General features: G+C 67.7%; 19 protein-coding genes. 11 read left to right on the forward strand and 8 right to left on the reverse strand.

Translation table 11 applies throughout. The features are described 5' to 3' along the window. Positions 1–59 precede the first annotated feature (59 nt). Both ABD260_RS01775 and ABD260_RS01780 read left to right on the forward strand, forming a co-directional pair. On the forward strand, positions 60–785 hold the full coding sequence (locus ABD260_RS01775) for a class I SAM-dependent methyltransferase (RefSeq protein WP_344231500.1): 726 nt from the start codon (positions 60–62) through the stop codon (positions 783–785). Further along, positions 763–1,440: a hypothetical protein gene (locus ABD260_RS01780; RefSeq protein WP_344231501.1), complete on the forward strand. Its 678-nt coding sequence runs from the start codon at positions 763–765 to the stop codon at positions 1,438–1,440. The genes ABD260_RS01775 and ABD260_RS01780 overlap by 23 nt, the downstream gene beginning before the upstream one ends. Positions 1,441–1,474: 34 nt before the next feature. Here the strand turns inward: ABD260_RS01780 and ABD260_RS01785 are convergent, their stop codons facing one another. Further along, positions 1,475–1,984, reverse strand: coding sequence for an NUDIX hydrolase (locus ABD260_RS01785; protein WP_344231502.1), 510 nt, complete (start codon positions 1,982–1,984; stop codon positions 1,475–1,477). A 52-nt stretch (positions 1,985–2,036) separates the two neighbouring features. Between ABD260_RS01785 and ABD260_RS01790 the strand changes: the two genes are divergently transcribed. Continuing rightward, on the forward strand, positions 2,037–2,618 hold the full coding sequence (locus ABD260_RS01790) for a mycothiol transferase (protein ID WP_344231503.1): 582 nt from the start codon (positions 2,037–2,039) through the stop codon (positions 2,616–2,618). On the opposite strand, the gene ABD260_RS01795 is transcribed toward ABD260_RS01790, so the two are convergent. The 3 genes from ABD260_RS01795 to ABD260_RS01805 all read right to left on the reverse strand — a co-directional run bounded on the left by ABD260_RS01795 (position 2,611) and on the right by ABD260_RS01805 (position 6,233). Next, positions 2,611–4,503, reverse strand: a complete 1,893-nt coding sequence (locus ABD260_RS01795) for a heparinase II/III domain-containing protein (RefSeq protein ID WP_344231504.1) — start codon at positions 4,501–4,503, stop codon at positions 2,611–2,613. The two genes, ABD260_RS01790 and ABD260_RS01795, sit on opposite strands and share 8 nt — an antisense overlap. A 270-nt stretch (positions 4,504–4,773) precedes the next feature. Beyond that, the gene (locus tag ABD260_RS01800) at positions 4,774–5,622 is read right to left on the reverse strand and encodes a GDSL-type esterase/lipase family protein (protein ID WP_344231505.1); all 849 of its coding nucleotides are present in this window, start codon (positions 5,620–5,622) and stop codon (positions 4,774–4,776) included. 236 nt (positions 5,623–5,858) lie between these two features. Further along, on the reverse strand, positions 5,859–6,233 hold the full coding sequence (locus tag ABD260_RS01805; protein WP_344231506.1) for a VOC family protein: 375 nt from the start codon (positions 6,231–6,233) through the stop codon (positions 5,859–5,861). A 73-nt stretch (positions 6,234–6,306) separates the two neighbouring features. Here ABD260_RS01805 and ABD260_RS01810 point away from each other — a divergent pair, with 73 nt between their 5' ends. Further along, positions 6,307–6,759 (forward strand): VOC family protein, encoded by a 453-nt coding sequence (locus tag ABD260_RS01810; RefSeq protein ID WP_344231507.1) that lies wholly within the window; start codon positions 6,307–6,309, stop codon positions 6,757–6,759. Positions 6,760–6,820: 61 nt separating this feature from the next. Here ABD260_RS01810 and ABD260_RS01815 read toward each other — a convergent pair whose 3' ends face one another. After that, positions 6,821–7,315, reverse strand: coding sequence for a carboxymuconolactone decarboxylase family protein (locus tag ABD260_RS01815; RefSeq protein ID WP_344231508.1), 495 nt, complete (start codon positions 7,313–7,315; stop codon positions 6,821–6,823). A gap of 158 nt (positions 7,316–7,473) precedes the next feature. On the opposite strand from ABD260_RS01815, the gene ABD260_RS01820 reads away from it, so the two are divergent. After that, on the forward strand, positions 7,474–8,358 hold the full coding sequence (locus ABD260_RS01820) for an RNA polymerase sigma-70 factor (protein ID WP_344231509.1): 885 nt from the start codon (positions 7,474–7,476) through the stop codon (positions 8,356–8,358). Here the strand turns inward: ABD260_RS01820 and ABD260_RS01825 are convergent. Continuing rightward, on the reverse strand, positions 8,355–9,317 hold the full coding sequence (locus tag ABD260_RS01825; RefSeq protein ID WP_344231510.1) for a 2-hydroxyacid dehydrogenase: 963 nt from the start codon (positions 9,315–9,317) through the stop codon (positions 8,355–8,357). The genes ABD260_RS01820 and ABD260_RS01825 overlap by 4 nt on opposite strands. Positions 9,318–9,495: 178 nt before the next feature. Here ABD260_RS01825 and ABD260_RS01830 point away from each other — a divergent pair, with 178 nt between their 5' ends. Together ABD260_RS01830 and ABD260_RS01835 are read left to right on the forward strand one after the other, a co-directional pair. Continuing rightward, a complete protein-coding gene (locus tag ABD260_RS01830) occupies positions 9,496–10,494 on the forward strand; it encodes a magnesium and cobalt transport protein CorA (protein ID WP_344231511.1) in 999 nt (332 codons plus the stop codon). A gap of 39 nt (positions 10,495–10,533) precedes the next feature. Next, positions 10,534–10,950, forward strand: a complete 417-nt coding sequence (locus tag ABD260_RS01835) for a VOC family protein (protein ID WP_344231512.1) — start codon at positions 10,534–10,536, stop codon at positions 10,948–10,950. Between the two features lie 148 nt (positions 10,951–11,098). Here ABD260_RS01835 and ABD260_RS01840 read toward each other — a convergent pair whose 3' ends face one another. Further along, entirely contained in the window at positions 11,099–12,412 is a 1,314-nt protein-coding gene (locus ABD260_RS01840; RefSeq protein WP_344231513.1) for a Gfo/Idh/MocA family protein, read from the reverse strand. 78 nt (positions 12,413–12,490) lie between these two features. Here ABD260_RS01840 and ABD260_RS01845 point away from each other — a divergent pair, with 78 nt between their 5' ends. After that, on the forward strand, positions 12,491–13,828 hold the full coding sequence (locus tag ABD260_RS01845) for a LacI family DNA-binding transcriptional regulator (RefSeq protein WP_344231514.1): 1,338 nt from the start codon (positions 12,491–12,493) through the stop codon (positions 13,826–13,828). A gap of 139 nt (positions 13,829–13,967) precedes the next feature. Here ABD260_RS01845 and ABD260_RS01850 read toward each other — a convergent pair whose 3' ends face one another. Continuing rightward, positions 13,968–14,456, reverse strand: coding sequence for an Lrp/AsnC family transcriptional regulator (locus tag ABD260_RS01850; RefSeq protein ID WP_184839738.1), 489 nt, complete (start codon positions 14,454–14,456; stop codon positions 13,968–13,970). Positions 14,457–14,577: 121 nt separating this feature from the next. Here ABD260_RS01850 and ABD260_RS01855 point away from each other — a divergent pair, with 121 nt between their 5' ends. The 3 genes from ABD260_RS01855 to ABD260_RS01865 are packed head-to-tail and all read left to right on the forward strand — an operon-like array spanning position 14,578 to position 18,171. Continuing rightward, a complete protein-coding gene (locus tag ABD260_RS01855) occupies positions 14,578–15,666 on the forward strand; it encodes a thiamine pyrophosphate-dependent enzyme (protein ID WP_344231515.1) in 1,089 nt (362 codons plus the stop codon). A gap of 4 nt (positions 15,667–15,670) precedes the next feature. Continuing rightward, the gene (locus ABD260_RS01860) at positions 15,671–16,657 is read left to right on the forward strand and encodes an alpha-ketoacid dehydrogenase subunit beta (protein ID WP_344231516.1); all 987 of its coding nucleotides are present in this window, start codon (positions 15,671–15,673) and stop codon (positions 16,655–16,657) included. Next, positions 16,654–18,171 carry a dihydrolipoamide acetyltransferase family protein gene (locus ABD260_RS01865; RefSeq protein WP_344231517.1) on the forward strand — a complete coding sequence of 506 codons (1,518 nt, stop codon included), beginning with the start codon at positions 16,654–16,656 and terminating at the stop codon, positions 18,169–18,171. The genes ABD260_RS01860 and ABD260_RS01865 overlap by 4 nt, the downstream gene beginning before the upstream one ends. Positions 18,172–18,555: the final 384 nt, after the last annotated feature.

Raw genomic sequence — 18,555 nt, forward strand, 5'->3', positions numbered from 1 at the left:
CGGTGCCGCGGTTGGGTCGCTAGCGTCGGGGGCGTTGCCGACAAGTGCGGGAGGTTGCGGTGCGGTACTACTACGCCGAGCACGAGGACGCGTACCGGCGCCTCCGTGAGCGCGGGATCAGGCAGTGGAGCGCGCTGTTCGAGGCCGAGTGGGGCGGCGGCGTCGACGCGTTCCCCAACCGGGAGTTTCTCGAGCGGGCGCTGCCGCGGTTGGCGTTGGGCGACCCGCGGGACGTCGAGGTGCTGGAGTACGGGTGCGGCACCGGGCCGGCGGCGTGCTTCCTCGCGGGACTCGGGTATCGCGTCGAGGCAGTCGACCTGATCCCGGACGCGATCGAGGTAGCGCGGGAGATCGCGGCGGAGCTCGGGGTGGAGGTCGAGTTCGCGGTACGCGACATGTGCGCGTTGGCGGGGGAGCCGGTGCGCAAGCAGTACGACCTCGTACTCGATGGGTACTGCCTGCAGTCGATCGTGACGGATGCGGACCGAGCGGCACTGTTCGCCGCCGTACGCGAACGGTTGAGGGGGTACTACGTGATCTCCACCGCGATGTACGCGCCGGACCGCGAGTACGACGTGGGTTTCTGGTACGACGCGGAAACCGGAATCTGCTACCAGGCAGGAGCACCGGGCGACGCGGCGGTCGAACGCGACGGCACCTGGTACCGCCCGCACCGCAGACACCTACGCCCCGAAGCCCTACACACCGAACTGGAATCAGCCGGCTTCCAAGTCCTCTCCCAGGAAGGCCCAGACGGCGGCAATGTCATCTGCACCCGAGCGTGACGAGAGCGAGCGGACGACCGATCCCGCCGCACGACCTGCTGACCCCGCCGCACGACCTGCTGATCCCGCCGCGGGAGCTGCTGGTCGTTCCGAGCGGGCCGCGGAGCAGTTGCTGGTGGCGCGCTCCTTGCTGGATGAGCTTGGGCTGGTCGCGCGGTGGAGCCGGTACGGGGACGTGACCGTGGTCGGGTCGGTGGGGATCGGCGTGGTGGTCGCGCCGGACATCGACCTGGAGGTACGCGGTGAGGTGCGGGTCGCGGATGGGTTCGCGGTGATGGCGGCGTTGGCGGAGTTGCCGAAAGTGCGGCGGATTACGTACCTGGATGCCCGGGATCGGCATGAGCGCGGGCAGTACTGGAAGCTCGAGTACGAGCTGACGGATGCGGTGACGTGGACCGTGGACACGTGGGTGTTCGATCCGGGGGCGCCCGGTGGCGGAGCGCTGACTGCGGCCGTGAGGGATGCGTTGGGCGTGGAGGAGCGGGACGTGGTCCTCATGATCAAGGAGGAAGCGGCTGCGGTGGGGGAGCGGGCGCCGGGGTACTGGTTGTACCAGGCGGTGCTTGACGGGGGCGTGCGATCGTATGCCGAGTTCCGCGGTTGGCTTGGGGATCGCAACATCTATGAACGCACGGGCTGGTTGCCTACCATCTAGGGCGTGAAGGAAGCCGTGGGCTTCGTGATCTGGGTCATCCGGCTGGCCCGCCGGATGCATCTACGCGCTCTGGAGCTGTGAACGTCCAGGTGTTGTCGGTCTGGGTGAACTGCCAGCTCACCACAGTGCCGTGGGTCAGGTAGTGGATGACGGGGACGGCGATCGGTGGGTACGGCATGTCCTTCAGCACCTCGATCGCCTCGGCGTACGTGAACCAGCGCGCTTCCAGAACCGAGTTGTCCGGGTCATTGATCGCGAACGTGGGGTCGTCGACCTCGGTCACGTAGTTCCAGGCGCGGTAGGTCAGAATGCCGTCGACCTCGACCGACGTGGTCCACGCCAGGTCGAGTTGCGAGGCGCACAGGCCGGACTCTTCCTGTAGTTCGCGGCGGGCGCCGGCGGATGGGGTTTCGCCGGGTTCTACGGCGCCGCTGGGTGGGCTCCAGTAGGGCGGGGTGTTCCATTCCTCGTAGCGTTCGCGGATGAGTGCGATCCGGTTCGCGTGGTGCGCGAGTACGCCGGCGTACTGCTGGAGGTCGGCCATGGGCCAAGTATTCCGGAAGGGGAGCGTCCGGAATCGGGGTTAGCGTGTTGGTATGAGTGAAAGCGAGTGGGTGTCCCCGTGGTGGGAGCCGCCGTTGGCGGGGAGTGAGGCTGAGCAGCTGGTGGGGGCGTTGGACCGGTTGCGGACGACGTTCCGGTTCAAGGTGGACGAGCTGGACGCGGACGGGTTGAACGTACGGATCGGGGCGTCGTCGATCACGCTCGGTGGGTTGATGAAGCACCTTGCGGCGAACGAGGACTACATGTTCGACGTCAAGTTCCGCGGGCTGCCGATGAGTGGGCCGTGGTCGGAGAACGGGTGGCGGGACGACAACGACTGGGAGTTCGAGTCGGCGGCCGAGAACACGCCGGCTGAGCTGTACGCGCTCTGGGACGGCGCGGTCGCGCGTTCCCGGGCGACCCTGGCCGCGGCGATCGCGGACGGCGGCCTGGATCAACCGGCGCACATCAGCTGGCCGGACGGGCGGCATCCGAGTCTCCGCCGGCTCGTCTGCGACCTGATCGAGGAGTACGGCCGCCACACCGGCCACGCCGACCTGATCCGCGAAGCCGTCGACGGCCGGGTCGGCGAAGACCCGCCCGCTGACTGGAAACCGGTGGGCCCGGCTACTTGATCCGCCGCATGGTCCCGTCCTCGGCGACGCCGATCACCGTGGTCAGGCCGTCCACCTTCAGGTTCACGACGAGCTGCGAACCCTGCCGCGACGTCGTGTACGAAACAACCGCATTGCTCCGCGAAGGCACGATCGCCGACAAGATGCTCGCGCTCCGCCCAGCCCGGTTGAACTTCACCACCGGAGACGCCAGCCGCCGATCGATCGTCTGGTAATGCCATCCCTGCACAGGATCCTGTTGCCCACTGACCACCTCGATCGGCGTCGTCTCCTGCTGGAACGGGATCTGCAGCAACGTCGTCTTCACCGCATCGCCGGCTGCACGCGCCACCGCCGAATCACTGCCGTTGACAACCACCTTCTGATCGGCCGGCAAGTGCCACAACGTCGAGTAGTTCTCATCCGCTTCCGACGTACCCCGATCCAGCACCACCATCACATCGGGATCTTTCAGCATCAGCACGCCGCGCGTACGGTCGATCCCCGTACCCGGCGAATCCCGCAGCTCGTAGAACTCCGACGTCGGCTTGATCGCGGACCGTACCAGCTTGGTTTCCGGATGCCCCTTCGCCGACTGCACCGCCATCACATTGTGCGCGAACTGGCCTTTGGCCCACGATCGCCAGGCGTCCATCTTGTACCCGGCGTGCCCACCGTCGATCAGGATGTCCCGCCCGCGCGAGGTGTACGTGACGGAGGTGTGGTCGTTGTGCCCATGGAGCTTCTGCGCCGGCCCGAACCGGATGCTGTACGTCGACTCCTGCGTGAACGCCCGCGTCTCACCCCATCCCGTACGCCCGAACACGTACCCGCCGTCGAAGATCCCGATCCGCTGCGTCGGCCGGATGCCTTGCTTGCCGAGCGTGCCGGCGTACTCGAGCACCGTCCCGGTCACCGGGACCGTTCGAACCACCTCGGAGTCGCCGAGTTGGGGAAGATTTCCGAGCGAGTTGGTGGCCAGCGCGAGCCATTTCGCCAGCTCCCGGCGGCGCGCCATGATCGTCGTCCCCGGGTCGGCGCCGCACTTCCGGAGTACGTCGATTGCCCTTCCCCACAGTGCATAGTTGAACTGCGCGTACGCGGTCGACTGCTCGTTCGTCGTTCCTTGCGTGTCGATCGAGGTCTTGATCGCGCTGGTCAACCGGCTCGTCGCGAGCTGCTTCAGGTCCGCGCGCCCCAGCGTGCAGCCGATGCCGAACAGCGCCAGGCTCTCGTCGGTGCCGTGGTTCCAGTCACCGCTCCAGTTCGTCTGCAGGAACTGCGCGTGATCCAGCAAGGTCTTGTCCAGCCACGCGTACGTGAGTGGAAGCCGGCCGACGTGCAACCCGGACAGCACGGCCTGGCGGAGGCAGATCAGTACGTTGGTGCGGTGCATCGTCGACTCGTACGCGCCGACGTCGGACTTCCACGAGTACGGGTTGTCGTCGACCCAGTCCCGCGCGATCGCGCTGACCCGCTGCAGGGCGGCGCGATCGCCCTTCGCGCCGGCGTTGATTCCTTGGCCGAGCCAACGCAGCGAGTGCAGCCACATGTACCAGCTGGGGTTATTGTCCGGGTTCACCCGCCAGTTGATGTTGCCGGTGCCGTCGCCGATCTTGGTGGGTGGTGTGGTGCCCCAGGCGTACGTGTCCTGCTGCAGGTTCGCGACCGGGTTCGGGCGGTCGATGCCGCTGTAGGCGGGGCAGGTGTAAGTGTTCGTGCCGGCCGGTGCCGGCGGGGCGGTCGGTGGTTCGGCGGTGTGCTCGAGGGTCGGGTCCGGCGCTGCCTCGGGGGTCGAACCGCTCCACGGGACGATCAGTGCGGCGGCCAGTACGCCAGCGGTGCCGAGCAGGGCGACGGCGAGTCGCGCGGGCGTGCTGTTCGTACGCAGATGTCTCGCGGGCATCGTGTGTCCTCACCGCATGCAATTGGGCATGCCTGTTCCGGCCTAGACCTGAATCGAGGCGGACCGCTCCCCCGAGTCGTGGTCAGCTGGAGTGTGCCCGCGCGTCCGAAGGTTGCTTCCGGCATCTAATGCCGGTGGTCCTGGGTCTTTCCCTCTGCCTTGTAGGACGGTCCGAAGTGGAGAGAAAGTTGCAAGGAGCCCCCACTTCACTTCTGGATTGCCCGGAAGGGCAGCACCAGCTGTACCGGAAGGGGGTGCCGTGAAGCCGGGTCAGCTGCTGAGGCCCGGCGCTTCGATCGCTTGGGTGATGAGTTCGTTGCGGGCGCTGCCGCCGAGCGGTTCGCTGGTGTGTACGCCGTCGCGCAGGTAGCTGGCCGGGCGATCCTGCTGCGAGGTGAGGAACTCGGACCAGCGGATGATCTTCAGGTTCGGGTGCCGGGCGGCGGCTTCGTCGAGCTGCTGGTTGATCCAGGCGCTGTTCGCCAGATCCGCTTGCCGGACGGCCGCCGGTTGCTTGGTGCGGCTCGCGTACACGTTCACCCAGTACACCGTCCGGTCCGGCCCGGCGATCCGTAGCGCGCGCTCCACCTGCGCCGCGAACGCCGGCGGGTCGAAGATGTCGTTCGTACCGACTGCCATCACGATGCGGCGCGGCAGGCCGTAGTCGCGTGACCACTGTTCGAGAGCGTCGACCGCGGCGGACGTCGGCTGCCCGGACCAGTCGTGGAAGGCGATCGAGTCGCCGGTACGGTTCGCGAGCATCCGCTCCAGCGCCGAACTGTCCTGCACGGCGATGCTGTCGCCGAACATGAAGATCCCGTCGAACGTGAGTACGTCCCGGATCTGGTCTTCGGGGGTGATCCGGCGGATCAGGTTCTGCCAGGAGCCGAGCGTGCCCGAACCGTACCGGCCGGGGCCCTTGGTGGCGACGCTGTACGAACCGTTGCCGTCGGCGGTCGTGTCCGCGTTGGTGGTCCGTGGTTCGAGGACGACGAACCCGGCACCGACCAGGCCGAGCACCAGCAACGAGACGACGATCGCGGCCAGCGACGCACCGAACGATCCGCGAGCAGCCGCCGGCCGATCCCGCTCAGCCGCGCCCCGCACCTGGTGCAACATGTCGCCCCCTCACCGTCCGCCTGAATGCCTACCCAAAAGACATGACGCCACGGGACCCTCCAACTGCTGCATCCGAGTCCCAACCTCTAGATGCACACCGCCCCCAGCAGGTTGCACTCGCCTCTCCCCAGCATCCCCGAAGACACAAACCCGCGATAGATTCCGGCCCATGCCAAAACCCGCTACACTCCGCACTCGCGAACTAACCAGCTGAAGCCGAGTCAACCGCCTGAACGTCAGTTGGTGCGTTCGGATTCGCTGCGTTCTACGCAGAATTCGTTGGATTCGGGGTCTTTCATGGTGACCCAGCCGCGGCCGTCGGGGGTGCGGTGGTCTTCGTGGATGGTGCCGCCGAGGGACAGGATGCGGTCGACCTCGGCGTCGCGGGTGCGTTCGGTCGGGCCCCAGTCGAGGTGTACGCGGTTCTTCACGCTCTTTCCCTCGGGCACCTTGATGAAGAGCAACCCAGGAACCGGCGCCGGCGCCACCACCAGCACCTCGTCATCCCCAGGCACGTCCCCGTCAGCCACCGGCCACCCGGTCACCCCACTCCAGAACTCGGCCAACGCGAACGGGTCCCCGGCATCAACAGTGATATGTCGTAGCTGCATCCCGCGACCCTAGCGGTCGGCTGCAATCCAATTGATGGTCGCGGGTTGTCCGTAGGCGGGTCTAGGGTGCGAAGTGGGTGCCGTGCCACCGGGCGCGGCCGGTTGGGGGAAGGATCAACCAATGGCATCCCGGCTCAATCCGTACATTCAGTTCGATGGTGACGCGCGTGCGGCGATGGAGTTTTATCAGGGGGTTTTCGGCGGTGAGGTGTCTTCGAACACCTTCAAGGAGTTCGGCACGGGGCACGGGCCGGACGACGACGACAAACTGATGCATGCTCAGCTCGAGACACCGAGCGGTTTCACCCTGATGGCGGCCGACACGCCGCAGGGGATGCCGTACAACCCGGGTGAGAACATCGCAATCAGCCTCAGTGGTGACGGCTCGGAGTTGCGCGATTACTACCAGAAGCTCTCCGACGGCGGCAAGGTCACGGTGCCGCTGGAGAAGCAGATGTGGGGCGACGAGTTCGGCATGCTCACCGACAAGTTCGGCATCAACTGGATGGTCAACATCGCGGGCTGATCCGCGAAACAAACCACCAGCCGGCGCGTACGGGCGTACGCGCCGGCTGCCCAACGCGCACTTACTTGTTGATCGTCGCCTCGATCAGCCCGGGCTCGTACGAGCCGCCGAGCTGATTGAGCGTGACCGCCATCCGGTTCGTCGCGTTGATCATCGCGATCAGCGTGACCAGGGCGACCAGCTGGTCCTCGTCGTAGTACTTCGCGGCGCGCGCCCAGGTCTCGTCGCTGACGCCCTCGGACGCGTCCGCCAGCCGGGTGGCCTCTTCGGTCAGCGCCAGCGCCGCCTGCTCTTCCTCGGTGAAGACGGTCGAGTGCCGCCACCCCGCGACGAGGTTGATCCGCGTACTCGTGTCGCCCTCCGCGGCCGCCTCCTTGGCGTGGATGTCGATGCAGTTGCCGCAGCCGTTGATCTGGCTGGCGCGGAGCATCACCAGGTTCTGCGTACGGTGCGACAGGCTGGCCTGCTGCAGCAGACCGTGCACCGCGAACAACCGCTTCGCCAGCTTGGCGCCGAACTCGTTCTTCATGATGTCGATCCGGGGTTCAATCATCATCGTCCTCATTCTTGGGATCTACTGGATGACCACGAGATGCCGCCGGCCGGGCCGCTGTGACCGGTACCGGACGTGACGAGCGCCATACCGGACGAGATGTCACAAAATCCGGGCGGGCGGTGTCTTGTGCTGACACCCGCGTGCACGAGGAGCCAGCCATGACCGGTACCGATCGAGCCACCGAAGCGTTCGTTGCCCATCGCAACCTGTTGTTCACGGTCGCGTACGAGCTGCTGGGCTCGGCCGCGGACGCCGAGGACGTCCTGCAGGAGACGTGGTTGCGCTGGGTGGGCGTCGACCTGGACACGGTGCAGGACCAGCGCGCGTACCTGGTCCGGATCGCCAGCCGGCAGGCGCTGCAGCGGTTGCGTACGCTCGGGCGCCGGAAGGAGTCGTACGTCGGCCCGTGGCTGCCCGAGCCGCTGCTGACCACGCCGGACGTGGCCGAGGACGTCGAGCTCGCCGACAGTGTGTCGATGGCGATGATGCTCGTCCTGGAGACGCTCAAGCCGACCGAACGCGCCGTTTTCGTCCTCCGGGAGGTCTTCGGCCTCGAGTACGACGAGATCGCGGCGGCGATCGACAAGAAGCCGGACGCGGTACGGCAGATCGCGCACCGGGCCCGCTCGCACGTCGCGGCCCGGCGCCCGCGCGGGGTGGTGTCGGCCGATCAGACCCGCGGTGCGCTGGAGGCGTTCCAGCGCGCGGTCAACACCGGTGACCTGCAAGGCCTGGTCGACATGCTCGCGCCGGACGTCGTCTTCCTCGGCGACGGCGGCGGCGTCGTCCAGGCGCTGCCCCGCCCGGTCGTCGGCGCCGACAAGGTGGCCCGCCTGCTGGCCCTCGCCATCCCCCGAATGGCCGAAGGCACCCTCGAATCCACCCAGATCAACGGCCAGCCCGCCATGATCCTCCGCTTCGCCGGCGAAATCGACACCGTCACCGTCCTCCACGTCGACAACAACCAGATCACCGGCTTCTACGCCGTCCGCAACCCCGAAAAACTGAACAACCTCACCGACGAGATCCCGCTGACCCGCTAAGCAAGCAGCGGGCTGGATTCGGGGACGGGGGTGAGGGGGGTGCCCTTGGTCAGGTAGTGGCGGAGGTTGTCTGCTACGAGGTTGGCCATGGCGGTTCGGGTGGGTTGGGTGGCGGAGCCGACGTGGGGGAGCAGGACCGCGTTGGGGAGGGTCAGTAGGTCGGGGTGGACCTTCGGTTCGTGTTCGAAGACGTCCAGGCCGGCGGAGAGGATCGTGTTCGTACGGAGCGCGTCGACCAGCGCCTGTTCGTCGATGACCGTGCCGCGGGCGACGTTGATGACGATGCCGTCCGGCCCGAGTGCTTTCAGGACCTCGGCGTTGACCAGGTGGCGCGTACTGTCCCCGCCCGGGATGACAATCATCAGAATGTCTACATCGGCGGCCAGCTCAAGCAGCGACGGGTAGTACTCGTACTCGACGTCCTTCTGGCTGCGGTTGTGATACGCGACCGAGACACCGAACGGTTTCACCCGGTCGGCGATCGCCTGCCCGATCCGGCCGAGCCCGAGGATGCCCATCCGCCGGCCGTGCAGGGTGGCGGGCGTCAGCGGGTACGGCGTCCCGTCGGCCCACTTGCCGTCGCGCAGGTACCGCTCCGCGCGAGACAGCTCGCGAACCGTCATCAGCAGCAGCCCCATCGCCGTGTCCGCGACCTCGTCGTCCAGCACGCCAGGCGTATTGGTCACCACCACGCCACGCTCAGCCGCTGCCGCCGCATCGATCCGGTCGTACCCGACGCCGAAGCTGGCGATCAGCCGGACCGCGGGCAGCCGATCCAGGTACGCCCCGTCGATCACCGTGCCGCCGGCCGCGATGGCGACGATCTCGTCGCGGCGCCGCGCGAGTACGCCATCGGGGTCGGGCTCCTCCCAGAGCCGGATCAGCTCGCAGTGACCGTCCAGCCCGGCGGCGACGGCGGCGTTCATCGGTCCTGGCATCAGCACGACTGGGAGCTCCATGCCTTCATCCTCATCGACGCATCCGGACCGGACCAGGAACTCAACCCGCATTTCTCAGGCCCTGGACAGGAACCCGGCCAGGAACCCGGCCAGGAACTCCGCCTGTTCATCGCCGCTTTCCGTGCCGCCACTATTGCCCCGGCGCCCGCGAGGACGACGATCGGAGCAGGAGGTCACCATGATCATCGACTGCGCTTACTACCGGGACGGTCGCCGCCAGCACGTCGAGGCGATGTCGGTCGCGGACGCCGCCGCGAGCTGCCGGGCCGGCGGCTTCGTCTGGCTGGGGATGTACGAGCCGACCGCGGAAGAACTGACCCAGGTCAGGGAGAGTTTCGGGCTGCACGAGCTGGCAGTCGAGGATGCGCAGACGTTCCACCTCCGGCCGAAGGTCGAGCCGTACGAAGGGGACGTTCGCCTGGTCATCCTGCGCACCGCCCGGTACGACGACGCCCGCGAGGAAGTGGATTTCGGCGAGGTGAGCGTCTTCCTCGGGCCATCCTTCGTGATCACCGTCCGTCAAGGGGTCGCGAGCGATCTGCACGGGGCCCGGATCCGGCTGGAGCAGCGCCCCGAACTCCTGGAGTGCGGTACGAGCTCGGTGCTTTGGGCGATCCTCGATCAGGTCGTGGACGGGTACGGCCCGGTCGTCGCCGAGCTGGAGCGTGACATCGAGGAGGTGGAGCGTACGGTCTTCGCCGGATCGGTCGCGCCGACCGAGCGGATCTACTTCCTGCGCCGCGAGGTGACCGATTTCTACCGCGCGGTGCATCCGCTGCTCGCCGTACTGACGACGCTCGAACGCGATGCCCGTGACACCGCCTTGCTGCCGTACTTCCGCGATGTCCACGACCATCTCGTCCTGGTGAACGAGGAGGTTGCCGCGCAGCGCGATCTGCTCGCCACGGTGCTCGAAGCGAACATGGCGGTGATCGGCGTCGAGCAGACCAAGGTCAGCGTGCGGCAGAACGCGACGATCGAACAGCTGACGATTCTCGCCACCGTGTTCCTGCCGCTGACCTTCGTCACCGGGTTCTTCGGGCAGAACTTCGCCTGGCTGGTGGACCGCATCGGCGCCGAGTGGGACTTCTTCGTACTCGGCATCGGCGGTCTCGTCCTGCCCTGCATCGCCCTACTCGTCTGGTTCCGCCGCCAACGCACCGCCCGAGCTCAGTAGCGGCCATCTTGTGTCCGCTACTGCGGTGATGCTGGACCCATGACCACAACAGCTTCCCTGCACGCGTATTTCGCCTACCGCGACGCCACCGCCGCACTGCGCTGGCTGGAGCGCGCTTTCGGTTTCGAGACGACCATGGAGGTTCCGGACGACAAGGGCGGCGTCCTGCATGCCGAGATGCGGTACGGCGGGATGGCGTTCACGTGTTTCACCGACGAGCAGCAGTACGACCGCCCTACCCGCAAGGGCGACAGCGTCGGCCACGGGATGTACGTCGCGCTGGAAACCGAGGACGAGGTGGACGCGACGTACGCGCGGGCGACCGCGGCCGGTGCCGAGCCGGTGTGGAAACCGGAACTGTCCGAGTGGGGCAACTACCGCTGCCGGGTGGCGGACCCCGAAGGCTACGAATGGACCTTCGGCACCCACCGCCCGGGTCAGCCGGCGAGCTGGTAGCCCACAACCCAACCCCCTCGCGCCGCCCGCGCCCACAACCCGCCCCAAACCGGTTTGGGGCGGATGTCCGTGGGGTCTGGGGAGTTCGGCCGCCCGATTTGGGTGGATGGGTCGCCCCAAACCGGTTTGGGGGGCGTTGGGGTAGGTGCTAGGCGGACCAGCCGCCGAGGTTGAGGTCGGCGATGTTGATGGGCTGGCCGGTGGTGAGGGACTCGTTGGCGGCGATGCCGACCGCTACCGCGCGGACGCCGTCGTGTACGTCGGCCGCGCGCGCCAGCGGGTCGTCGCCCGGGCCCTGGAAGAGATCGTTGTAGATCAAGCGGTCCCCACCACCATGACCACCTTCGCCACGCGGGATCTCGACCTCGACCGCGGTCGCCCAGTGCTTCTGCAGGACCAGCCGTTCGCCATTCGCCCGGACGTCACCGGCAATCACCCGGCCGGACGGGTAGCTCGGGTCGATTTGGTCGTCGACCACCGCGGCCCGTTCGACCACTTCGAGTTCGGCGCGGCCGAGGGTGCCGTTGACCGACACCCGGTAGCCCTCCCACGGCGAGTGCGCGTTCAGCGAGTAGCTCAGTCGCGCGCCATTCGCGTACTCGGCGATCACCGACATGTTGTCCTCGATCGTGATCCCCGGACCGAACACGTCCTGGTCGCGCAGGTACCCGTCGTACTGCTCGCTCTCGTAGTAGAGCTGCCGGTAGGTGTCGTCGGTACGCAGGTCGAGCAGCCACGGGTCGTTGGCCGATCCATCGACCGTACCGCGGGCCGGGCGCTCGCCGAGACCGCGTGCTGCGGCGTTGTCGGAGCCGTAGAAGGCCAGTCCGCCGGACGCGAACACCCGCCGTGGTGACGACGCGATCCACCAGTTCACCAGGTCGAAATGATGGGACGCCTTGTGGATCAGCAGGCCGCCGGAGTTCTGCTTCTCGCGGTGCCAGCGGCGGAAGTAGTCCGCGCCGTGCCGGGTGTCGAGCACCCACTGGAACTCGACGCTGGTCACTTGCCCGATCTCACCGTCCTGGATGAGCTGCCGGAGTGCGCTGTTCCGCGGGGAGTAGCGGTAGTTGAAGGTGACGACGACGGACTTGCCGGATTCGTTCATCGCGTCGACGATCCGGCGCGTACCGTCCGCGTCGATCGTCAGCGGCTTCTCGACGATCACGTCGGCGCCCGCGCGCAGCAGTCGCGACACCACGTCGGCGTGGGTGTAGTCCGGGCTGGTCACCACCACCCGGTCGACGGACTGCTCTTTGACCATCCGCTCCAGGTCGTCCGCGCCGTACTCGGGCTGCGCGGGCAGGCCGAGGCTCGCGACGAACCGCTGGTGGTAGGCGAGCCGGCCCGGGTTCGGGTCGAGCAGGGCGACGAGTTGTGCTTCCTCGGGGCGCTCCGAGATCGCGCGAACGTACGACTGCGCCCGCGATCCGGTTCCGGCGACTGCGTAGCGTCTGGTCACGGCGGACTCCTTCTACTCGTGTAGATCAAGACGCTAGCAACCGCTTTCCAGGGCGGTCAACCGTCGTACCATCACTGCATGCCGAAGGAACCGGTCACCCGCAACGACGTGGCGGCGTACGCCGGGGTGAGTACTGCCGTGGTCAGTTATGTGGTGAACGAAGGGCCGCGCAAGGTCGCGCCGGAGACGCGGGATCGGGTGCTGACCGCGATCCGCGTCCTCGGATACCGGCCGAACGCGACCGCCCGGGCGCTGCGGATGGGTACGACGCGGACGTTCGGGCTGATCACGCCCGATGGCGGGAACCCGTTGTTCGCGGAACTCGCGAAGGCGATCGACAAGGAAGCCGCGGCGCGCGGGTACGTGGTGCTGCAGACGAGCGCGGACGGCGATCCGGAGACCGAACGGGCGAAGATCGCGGAGCTGCTGACCCGGCAGGTGAGCGGACTGGTGCTGGTCGCGCCCACCGCCGACCCCGATCTGAGCGCCGCCGAGGTGCCGGCAGTCGCAATCAACCGCGTACTACCGACCATCAGCTCAATCCGCCCGGCCTACCGCGAGGGCGCCCGCCGAGGCGTAGCTCACCTGATCAACCACGGCCACCAGAACATCGCCCTGGTAATCGGCGATCCCCACCCGAACCACGACGCCGGGGCGAACCCGGCGCCGGCGAGGGAGGTCGGTGGAGCCGGCGCGATGCCGGCGAGGCAGGTAGGTGGTGGCGCGGTGCCGGCGCATGACGCGGCGCCTGCGCGGGAGGTGCATGGTGCGGGTGCGGTGCCGGGGAGGGAGGTGCATGGTGCGGGTGCGGCGCCGGGGAGGGAGGTGCATGGTGCGGGTGCGGCGCCTGCGCGGGAGGTGCATGGTGTTGGCGCGGTGCCGGGGAGAAAGGTCCGTGGTGCGGGTGCGGTGCCGGGGAGGGAGGTGCATGGTTCCGGCGCAGTGCAGGGGAGGCCGGTAGGTGGTGGCGTGGGGCCGGGGTGGGGTGTGGTGGTGGGGCGTGGGGGTGGGGTGGAGCGGGAGTTGGGGTGGCGGGATGCGTTGCGGGCGGCGGGGTTGGCGGCGGGGCCGGTCGTGCGGGCGGCGTTCTCGCGGGACGGTGGGCGGGTTGCTGGGGAAAAGTTGCTGGCGGCAACTGAGCGGCCGACTGCCGTCTTTGCCAGTTCGGATTTGCAGGCGATCGGGGTGTTGCGGGCGGTACACGAAGCGGGGCTGAGGGTGCCGGAGGACATCGCGGTGGTGGCGTTCGACGGTACGCCGGAAACCGAGTACTGCTGGCCGCCGCTGACCGTCGTACGCCAGCCGCTGGAACTCCTCGCCCGCGAAGCCGTCAACCGGCTGATCGAAGGCGAGCAAACCGTCGAAGCGCTCACCCTCCCCACCGAACTGATCCTCCGCAAATCCTGCGGCTGCTGAAGCGCCCCGAACTGAAGCGCCCTGAACTGAAGCGCCCTGAACTGAAGCGCCCTGAACTGAAGCGCCCTGAACTGAGGCGCCCGAGCCGAGGCGCCCGGGCTGAAGCGGTGCGAGCTGAAGCGTCTGGCTAGGGCGTGAGTTAGAGCGTTCCGATGTCCTCGAAGATGAGGGCGGTGCGTGTTGCGAGCACCTCGGGGAGTGCCTGCAGTTTCTCCAGTACGACCCGGCGGAGTCCTTCGTTGTCGGCCGCGCGGACCAGCAGAATCGCGTCGAAGTCCCCGCCGACCAGCGCCATGTGCTTGATCTCCGGGATCGCCTGCAACTGCTTCCGGAGCGTCCGCCACGAGCTCTGCCGCAGACTCAGCGTGACGTACGCCGAGGTCGCCAGCCCGAGTTTCAGCGGGTCGACCGTGACGGTGAAGCCGGTGATCACGCCAGTGCTGGTGAGCCGTTCGACCCGGGCGTACGCGTTCGCGCGGGAGATGTGCACCTGATCGGCGAGCGCCCGGATCGACAGCCGTCCGTCCCGGCCGAGTGCCTCGATGATCTGCCGGTCGACCTCGTCCAGCGCCGGCGCGACGACAATCTGTCCAGGACCGGCCCGGTGCACCATCACCTCTTCGGACATTCTGCGCACCCTTCCGGTAGGGACCTGGACCAAACATCTCCCAATTCTTCCAGGTCTGGAACAACTTGGCCAGGAAGGACGACGATGTGGCTACCGTCCGTCTCCTGCGCAGGAGTACCTCATGACCACCGTCGAAGAGCGTTTGCTCCCCTCCGCGGACCCCGTCTGTCTGATCGATCAGCACGGTGTACCGCACGATCACCCGTCGTACGAGCTGCCCACCAAGGACGCTCTGCTCGACGGTTACGCACAGTTGGTCAAGGGCCGCCGGTTCAACGACCAGGCGAGCGCCCTCGTACGCCAAGGCCGGCTCGCCGTGTACCCGTCGTCGCACGGCCAGGAGGCGTGCCAGCTCGCGGCCACCATGGTCTTGCGCGAAGGCGACTGGCTGTTCCCGACGTACCGCGACTCGGTCTCGATCGTCAGCCGTGGCGTCGATCCGATCGAGACGCTGACGCTGCTTCGTGGCGACTGGCACTCGGGCTACGACCCGTACCTGCACCACGTCGCGCCGCAGTCCACGCCGCTCGCCACCCAGCTGCCGCACGCGGTCGGCGTCGCGCACGCGGCCCGGCTCAAGGGCGAGGACACCGTGGTGATGGCGCTGGTCGGCGACGGTGGCACCAGCGAGGGCGACTTCCACGAAGCGCTGAACTTCGCGGCCGTGTTCCATGCGCCGGTGGTGTTCTTCATCCAGAACAACGAGTACGCGATCTCGGTCCCGTTGTCCAAGCAGACCGCCGCGCCATCCCTTGCCCACAAAGGCATTGGGTACGGCGTACCGGGTGAACGTGCCGATGGCAACGATCTTGCCGGGCTGCTCGCGGTGCTTGGTCGCGCGGTGCAAAGGGCCCGCGCGGGCGAAGGTCCGCAGCTGATCGAGGCACACACGTACCGGGTCCAGGCGCACACGAACGCCGACGATGCGACCCGCTACCGCCAGGACGCCGAGGTTGCTCCGTGGCTTGACCGCGATCCGATCCAGCGACTGACGACGTACCTGGATCAGCAGGGCTGGCTGGACGACGACGTGAGGCAGCGTGCTGAAGCCGGCGCGGCCGAGGTCGCCGCGGCGTTGCGCGCCGGGCTGATGCCGGAGCCCGAGGTGGACCCGGCGGAGCTGTTCACCCATCTCTACGCCACGGAGACCCAGCAACTGCGTGAGCAGGCCGCGTTCCTGCGCGACGAGCTGGCCCGAGAGGAGGCGTGAGGTCATGACGCACACGAAGATCTCGATGGCCCAGGCTCTCAACCAGGCGCTCCGCGACGCGATGACCGCCGACGAACGGGTGGTGATGTTCGGTGAGGACGTCGGCGCGCTCGGCGGCGTCTTCCGGATCACCGACGGGCTGAGCGCCGAGTTCGGCGAGAATCGTTGCTTCGACACCCCATTGGCCGAGGCCGGCATCGTCGGCATGGCCGTCGGGATGGCGATGAACGGGATGCGCCCGGTGGTCGAGATGCAGTTCGACGCGTTCGGTTACCCGGCGTTCGAGCAGGTCGTCTCGCATGTCGCGAAGATGCGCAACCGGACGCGGGGCAAGGTTTCGCTGCCGATGGTGCTGCGGATTCCGTACGGCGGTGGCATCGGCGGGGTGGAGCATCACAGCGACTCGTCGGAGAGTTACTACGCGCATACGCCCGGTCTGACGGTGGTCACGCCGGCGACGGTCGCGGACGCGTACGATTTGTTGCGCAGGGCAATCGAATACCCGGACCCGGTGGTGTTCATGGAGCCGAAGAAGCTCTACTGGGCGAAGGAAGAGGTCGATCTCACCGAAGCACAGCCGGGGATCGGTACTGCTGTCGTACGCCGGGAAGGTGCCGATGCGACGTTGATCGCGTACGGTCCCGCGGTGCCGGTCGCGCTCGAAGCGGCGGAGGTCGCGGCGGCCGAGGGGCGGCAGTTGACGGTGGTGGATGTGCGGTCGCTGGTGCCGTTCGATGACGAGACGGTGTGCGCGGCCGTACGCCGGACCGGGCGCGCGGTGGTGGTTGCGGAGGCGACTGGGTTCGCGAGTGTTTCGTCGGAGATCGTCGCGCGGGTGACCGAGAAGTGCTTCCACTCACTGGCCGCGCCGGTGCGCCGGGTGACCGCGTTCGACATCCCGTTCCCGCCGCCGAAGCTGGAGAAGTACCAGCTGCCCAGCGTGGATCGGGTGCTGGATGCGGTGGACGATTTGCAGTGGGAGGACTCGTGAACACGTTCCTGCTGCCGGATCTCGGCGAGGGCCTGACCGAGGCGGAAATCGTGCGTTGGTTGGTGAAAGTTGGCGACGTGGTTGGAGTTGATACGCCGGTCGCGGAGGTTGAGACGGCGAAGTCGATCGTCGAGTTGCCGTCCCCGTACGCCGGGGTGATCGAGGAACTGCACGGCGAGCCCGGCGCAACCGTTCTCGTCGGGAAGCCGCTGATCACGGTCGCGGACCCGGAGGGCGCGGCCGGTGCGGCTGGGGTTGGCGGTTCGGGCGGTGTGGCGGCGGGGGCTGCGTATAGGGAAGAGGAGCGTGCTGGGTCGGGGAACGTGCTGGTCGGGTACGGGACCGTGGAGAGCGGGGCGATCGGCCGTCGTCGGCGGCCGCGCGGGGGTGTGCCGGTTTCCGGAACAAAACCGGCGCATGGTGCCGGAAATGTTCCGCAAAGCGTCCGCGCCCGGGATGTGGATGCCGGCGAAGAACTCCTTCGCCGGTCGGTGCCGTTGGTGATCTCGCCGTTGGTACGGCGGCTGGCGCGTGATGCGGGGGTCGAGCTTCGCGAGGTGACCGGGTCGGGGCCGGACGGGCTGATCGTGCGGCGCGATGTGGAGCAAGCGATCGCGAACCGTACAACCCTGCGGAGTCGGGGCCAGCGCGCCGAGGTCGGCGAACTCGCCCATCCACAGGTCGAGCCGCAGATCAGCCCGATGCCCGCGGAGTCGGGGGCGGCACCTTCAGCGGCTGAGCGGTCTGCGGCGGCGCATCCGGTGTCCGCGCGGGCGGCGGGGCCGAGCGCGGCGTCCGCGGTGGGTTCGCGGACCGGGTTGGGGGAGTTGCGGCGTACGCCGATGAGCGGCTTCCGGAAGGCTGTTGTCGCGACGTTGACCCGGAGTCGTGCGGAGATCCCGGAAGCTACTACCTGGGTGGACGTGGACGCGACGGCGCTGATCGAGTTGCGCGAATCGTTGCGGACGGCAACTGATCCGGGGCCGGGGTTGCTGGCGTTGATGGCCCGGTTCGTGGTGGCTGGGCTGGTGAAGTACCCGGAGCTCAACGGGTACGTGGATGTCGAGCGTGCGGAACTTGTCCAGTACGACGGGGTGAATCTGGGTTTGGCGGCGCAAACTGATCGGGGGCTGGCTGTTCCCGCGGTACCGAATGCGCATTTGCTGACTGCGCGTGGGTTGGACGGGGAAATCCGCCGGTTGACGGCGGCGGCGCGCGACGGGCGGTTGACGCAGCAGGAGCTGACCTCCGGGACCTTCACGCTGAACAACTACGGAAGCTTCGGGGTCGACGGAAGTGCGGCGATCATCAACCACCCCCAGGTCGCGATCCTCGGCGTCGGCCGGATCATCGATCGTCCCTGGGTGGTCGACGGGCAGCTGACGATCCGCAAACTCACCCAACTCTCCCTGGTGTTCGACCACCGAGTCTGCGACGGAGCCACAGCCGCCGGCTTCCTCCGCTTCGTAGCCAACACCTTCGAAACCCCAACCTCAGCCCTAGCCGACTTGTAGAACCACTGCGCTGGGGGGAGGGAGGAAGTGGCGGTGCCCTAGCCGACTTGTAGAACCACTGCGCTGGGGGGAGGGAGGAAGTGGCGGCGCCCTTGCCGACTTGTAGAACCACTGCCCGACGGGAGGCCTCGTCGACTTGTAGCAGCACTGCTCGGCGGGGCAGGAGGTGCGTGTGACGAACGGCTGGGGCAGCCGCTTCAGGCTCGGCGCTCTGGCGATGGATGGTTCCCGCCGGTGCGGGGGGTGGTGCTCGCGGCGGGTGTGGCGACGGCTGGGGTGGTGGGTGGTGGGGGTGGGGGCTGGTGAACTCGGGTCGCGGGGCGGCTGCGTGTTGGAGTCATTCAGCTGTTGACCGGGTGCTCGGTGCCGAAGGACGGGTAGTGG

This window comes from Kribbella hippodromi (genome assembly GCF_039531045.1).
GTDB classification, from domain to species: domain Bacteria; phylum Actinomycetota; class Actinomycetes; order Propionibacteriales; family Kribbellaceae; genus Kribbella; species Kribbella hippodromi.